The sequence below is a fragment of the Intrasporangium sp. genome (assembly GCF_036566125.1).
Lineage (GTDB): Bacteria > Actinomycetota > Actinomycetes > Actinomycetales > Dermatophilaceae > Intrasporangium.
On record NZ_DATCWX010000301.1, the window covers coordinates 1 to 4,939 of the forward strand.

Sequence of the window (4,939 nt, forward strand, 5' to 3'; positions counted from 1 at the left end):
TCCGATCGGCGTGGTGGAACCGGCGACGAGGTTGACCGCGAGGTGCACCAGGCCGTCCCCGCCGACGACGACGAGCGCGTCGACGCCGCGGCGCACCTCATCCCCCGCCCGGGCGCAAGCCTCGGTCCACGTCCGGCCGGATACGTCGACGACGTCGCGCCCACTGCTCAGGAGAAGGCGACGAGTCGCCTCGCCGAGTGCCCGCCCGGCTCCCTTGCCGGCAGTGGGGTTGACGATCAGGGCGACGCGGTCGGACACACCCGAACGCTACAGGGCCGACGCCTGGTCGTCGGGGACGTCCAGCCAGCCGGGCAGGCTCTCCCGCTTCCTGCGGTCGAAGATGAAGGCGATGCCGACCGACGCGAAGTAGAGCAGGATCATCGGCGAGGCCATGAAGAGCATGGTGAACGCGTCGGGGGTCGGGGTCATGATCGCCGCGAAGACCAGGATCACCATGACGGCCGGCCGCCACGCTTTGAGCATGGCCCGCCCCGAGAGCAGGCCGATGATGTTGAAGCAGACGAGGAAGACGGGCAGCAGGAAGGCGCACCCGAAGGCGAGGATGAACTTCAGGACGAAGGACAGGTAGAGGGACGCGTCCTGGATGTTGAAGGCACCGACGGGGGTGAAGTCGAGCAGGACCGCGACGGCCTTCGGCACCATGAGCAGGGCCGCGACGCAACCGGCGACGAAGAGCGGCACGGCCGCCACGACGAACAGGCGGGTGACCCGCTTCTCCTTCTTCGTCAGACCGGGGACCACGAAGCCCCAGATCTGCATGAGCCAGACGGGCGAGGCGAGGATGAGGCCGACGAAGAGCGCGACGGTGAGCTTGATGGCGAACGCATCGGTCATCGTCCCGAAGTTGATGTTGACCAGACCGGTATCACCGCGTTGGGCGGCGACATCCTTGAGCGGCTGGATGAGCCGGTTGATGATCGGGTCGTAGTAGATCCAGCCGACGACGGCACCAGCGAGGATCGCCAGCCCGGCCACGACGACGCGATTGCGGAGCTCGCGGAAGTGGTCAGCGAGGGACATCCGTCCCTCGGGATTGCGTTTGTGCAACAACGACGGCATTGGTGGCTTCGGGCTTCGGTCGGTCGGCAGGGGTCTCAGGCGAGAGCGCTCAGCGGGAGCACTCAGAGGGAGGGATCGCTCCGGAACCGATCCGCCTCCGAACGTGCCTGGGCAGCGCGGGCCTCGGCCTCCTTGGCCCGAGCCTCCGCGGCCCTGGCCTCGGCCTCCGCCTCGGTGACGCGGTGCTGCGCATCGCTCTCGACGACGTCGCCGGCAACGGTCGTCTGCGCGGCCTCACTCGGGGACTTGCCGTCCTTCTTCATCTCGTCGACCTCGGACTTGAAGACCCGGGCCGAGCGGCCGAGGCTGCGCGCCATGTCGGGGAGCCTCTTCCACCCGAACAGGGCGATGACGACGATGGCGATGATGATGAGCTCGGGGGCACCCAGATTGGGCATGTGTCGTCTCCTCAGACGTCAGTGACCCGCATTCACAGGGGGCCGTTCGCTGGCAGCATCGATGCTGCAGATGACCAGCATACGTGGGGGACGTGAACAATGCGTCCGCCCGCCGGTCCTCCGCTCGACCTCGGGCCACGTCACCACCGTGTCATCCCATCTCGCCGTAGGCATCGAGCGCGGCTCGCGCCTCGTCGGCCACAGCGCTGGCCAGTCCAGACGGCGAGACGACCCGGACGTCGCCGGCCAGCCGCAGCACGAGGCGACGCACGAGAGCAGGGTCGGCCACCTTGAGCGTGACCCGCACCGACCCGTCGGCGTTCCGGACGACCCCCTCGTTGGGGTAGTAATCGGCGATCCACGCCGCCTGCGGGGCGGCCTCCAGGACCACGCTCAGGTCGCTCTCGCTGGGGACGAAGATCTCGTCGTCGAGGTCGCGGGGCGTCGCCTCCGGAGGTGGCGTGCCGTCCATGTCGAGCACGCTCGCAGCCTCGATCCGGTCGACCCGGAAGAAGCGCACGCCGTGAGCCCGATGGCACCAGCCCTCGAGGTACCACTGCCCGTCGAGGTTGACGATGCGCATGATGTCGACATCTCGCTCGGTCGTCTCGTCCCGCGTCGCCACGTAGTAGGTCAGGTGGACGCGCCGTCGGGCTGCCAGAGCCTCCTTGAGCCTGGTCATGACCGAGTGCTGGCTGCCGTCGTCGAGGTCCAGGGCGATCTGCCCACCGCCCGGGTCGGCGGCCGTCGTTGCCTTGCGCAACTTCTCCAGGGTCCGCTCAACGACCTCGGAGTTGACGAGCGTCGAGCCGAGGGCCTGGAGCCCCGCGGTGAGGGTCACCGCCTCGTCGCGGGTGAGGCGCATGGGCGCCGCGATGTCGTCGGCGTTCGCCAGGTAGATGTGGCCGTCGTCCCACTGGGCGTCGATGAGCTCGGCGTGCGTGTAGCCGGGCGTGCCGCACACGAAGAGCAGCTCGAGGTCGGACTCGATCTGCGCCGGCGTGAGGCCGAACTCCCTGGCGGTCTCCTCGATGCTCACCCCTTGGTGCCGCAGCAGCCAGGGGACCAGGTCCAGGAGCCGACCGAGCCGCTGTGTTGCGGTCTCTGTGGTGGACCGTGCGGTGGTCCGTGGGCTGCTCGGTGCGGACGCCCGGTGGCCAGCCATCCGCTTGTCACTCATCGGCATGGCCTTCCTGGTGTGCTGCCACAGCATGGGTGGCATTGATCTCGACGGTGCGCAGCAAGGCAGCGCGGACGCCCTCGACGAGCTCGGGGGGCGAGACGGCGATCGCGTGGCTGCCCAGCGCGGCGATGTCCCGCTCCGTGCGCCCGCGCTCGTAGGGCACCTCGATCTCGGCCCACCGGTGGTCGAGGTCCTGCGTCCTGCTCGCCGCCTGGCGCAGGACGTGACCGCGGCCGTGGCGCACCCGGACGACAGCGGATCCCTGGGGCTCCGGCGCCTGCGCGGCGAGGGACACCTCGGGCACGTGGTCCGCGGGGATCTCATAGGACCCCGCTCGCCCCTTCTTCCGCACCGGCCCCACGACCCGGCCGAGGCGGAAGGCGCGCTCCGCGGCCCGGTCGACATCGTGGCCCGTGAGGTACCAGCGGCCGTGCCAGAGCTTCAGAGCCCACGGCCGCACGTGGCGCGTGCTGACCGAGCCGTCGTTCTTCCGGTAGTCGAAGGTGATCGGCTGACGAGCCGAGAGGGCAGCACGGACCGGGTCGAAGGCAGGCTCGGGCGTCCGGATCCGCGGCTCGACGCCGGCCGCGAGGGACTCGTCGATCTCCACGCCCGCGAGGCGGAGCTTGCGCAGCCCGGCGGTGGCCGTGCCTGAGATGCTGGCCGTGGACCACGCGCGCGCCGCCAGCGCCAGCGCAGCCACCTCGTCCGGCTCGAAGCTGATCTCGGGCAAGGACGTCTCGCTGGCATCGATGCGGTAGCCCACCTCGTCGTCGAAGAGGACGTCGACCACGGTGGTCGTGATGGGAATGCCCATCTCTCGCAGCTCGTCCTTGTCGCGCTCGAACATCCGGTCGAACGCCTCGACGGAGGGCGCCTCGGCGTAGGCCGGCAGGGATCTGCGCAGCTGCTCCTTGGGGATGGGCCGGCGCGTCGACTTGAGGGCGAGGATCAGGTTGAGCAGCCGCTCGGTCTTCTCCGCCGACGCGGATGATGCACTCATGGCCGCCTTCCTCCGATCCCGGTTCGCCCGCGCGGGCGCAGTCCGACGCTACCTGACTCCCGACCCTCTCGAGTGAGCCCTGCGAGACCTTGCGTGAACAGGGCGCAGGTGTCGTCGGTAGGGTCGCGTCCATGATCCAGTGGCGGTCGGCAGTTATCGAAGAGGTGCGTTCGCGGTGGGCCGGGGCGGTGGAGTATGCCGCTGAGCTGGCTTCCGGGGACACCGTCCGCGCGCTGGGCTACTCCGACATCGTCGGGGACCTCCCTACGGGTGCGCGCGTGCTGCTCAACACGACCGCCCTCGAGCGTGGCCTCGGCACGGGTGGGGTCGCCATCATCGTGGCGGCTCCGGACCACCTCCCCGAGCCGGTAGATGTCGCGGCGCTGGACGGCCACCTCGTCAAGGCGCGCTATACGCCGGGGCAGACCATGGTGCTCGGGGTCGACGAGCAGGGCAGTCCCAACCACGAGCGACTCCGTGACGCAGACGACCTCGGTGGCATGCCCGTCGTCGTTGCGGACCTCCACTCGGCCCTGCCAGCCATCATCGCCGGGCTGCGGGAGTCCGCTCCGGACGCCCGGGTGGCCTACGTCATGACGGACGGCGGGGCTCTCCCCGCCGATTTCTCACGCACCGTGGCCGGGCTACGGGAGTCCGAGTGGCTCGCGGCCAGCATCAGCGTGGGCCAGGCCTACGGCGGCGACCTGGAAGCCGTCAACGTGCACACCGGGCTGCTGGCCGCTCACCTCGTCGTCGAGGCTGACGTCGCAATCGTCGCGCAGGGACCGGGCAATCTCGGCACCGGAACGCGATGGGGCTTCTCCGGCACCTCGGCCGGTGAGGCTCTGAACGCGGCCGGCGTCCTCGGTGGCCACCCCATCGCATCGCTTCGGGTCTCGGAGGCGGACCAGCGGCCCAGGCACCGTGGCCTGTCGCACCACAGCGCGACGGCCTACGGGCGGGTCGCCCTCGTCCCCGCCGACGTCCCCGTCCCTGACCTCACCGAGGATCTCGCCGCGTACGTCCACAGTCAGGCACAGGCCCTGTGCGACTCGACCGGGGGGCGGCTCACTCTCGTCGAGGTCGGGTGCGACGGCCTCGACGACGCCCTCCGCGCCACGCCGGTACCGCTGTCGACGATGGGACGCGGGTTCGACGACGACCGCCTGTCCTTCCTGACCGCGGCGGTTGCCGGCCGCCACGCCGCAGCCATGCTCGGCTGAGACCGGCGCCCTCCACGACCCACCACCACCCACCGCCACGACCCGCTCGGCA

At 70.2% G+C, this 4,939-nt stretch carries 6 protein-coding genes; 1 reads left to right on the forward strand and 5 read right to left on the reverse strand.

Annotated features, from left to right (window positions below; translation table 11 throughout):
- The 5 genes from VIR15_RS18040 to VIR15_RS18060 form a co-directional block, all read right to left on the reverse strand.
- Positions 1 to 258: diacylglycerol/lipid kinase family protein (locus tag VIR15_RS18040; protein ID WP_331930282.1), on the reverse strand; the 258-nt coding region annotated here is incomplete at its 3' end.
- 9 nt (positions 259 to 267) lie between these two features.
- Positions 268 to 1,041: a twin-arginine translocase subunit TatC gene (gene tatC, locus VIR15_RS18045; RefSeq protein ID WP_331930284.1), complete on the reverse strand. Its 774-nt coding sequence runs from the start codon at positions 1,039 to 1,041 to the stop codon at positions 268 to 270.
- A 101-nt stretch (positions 1,042 to 1,142) separates the two neighbouring features.
- On the reverse strand, positions 1,143 to 1,478 hold the full coding sequence (gene tatA / locus VIR15_RS18050; protein WP_331930286.1) for a Sec-independent protein translocase subunit TatA: 336 nt from the start codon (positions 1,476 to 1,478) through the stop codon (positions 1,143 to 1,145).
- 151 nt (positions 1,479 to 1,629) lie between these two features.
- A complete protein-coding gene (locus tag VIR15_RS18055) occupies positions 1,630 to 2,658 on the reverse strand; it encodes a helix-turn-helix transcriptional regulator (RefSeq protein ID WP_331930288.1) in 1,029 nt (342 codons plus the stop codon).
- Complete coding sequence (locus VIR15_RS18060) at positions 2,651 to 3,664, reverse strand: helix-turn-helix transcriptional regulator (protein WP_331930290.1); 1,014 nt, start codon at positions 3,662 to 3,664, stop codon at positions 2,651 to 2,653. Before VIR15_RS18060 ends, VIR15_RS18055 begins: the two co-directional genes overlap by 8 nt.
- Positions 3,665 to 3,795: 131 nt before the next feature.
- Between VIR15_RS18060 and VIR15_RS18065 the strand changes: the two genes are divergently transcribed.
- Positions 3,796 to 4,887 (forward strand): DUF3866 family protein, encoded by a 1,092-nt coding sequence (locus VIR15_RS18065; RefSeq protein ID WP_331930292.1) that lies wholly within the window; start codon positions 3,796 to 3,798, stop codon positions 4,885 to 4,887.
- Positions 4,888 to 4,939: the final 52 nt, after the last annotated feature.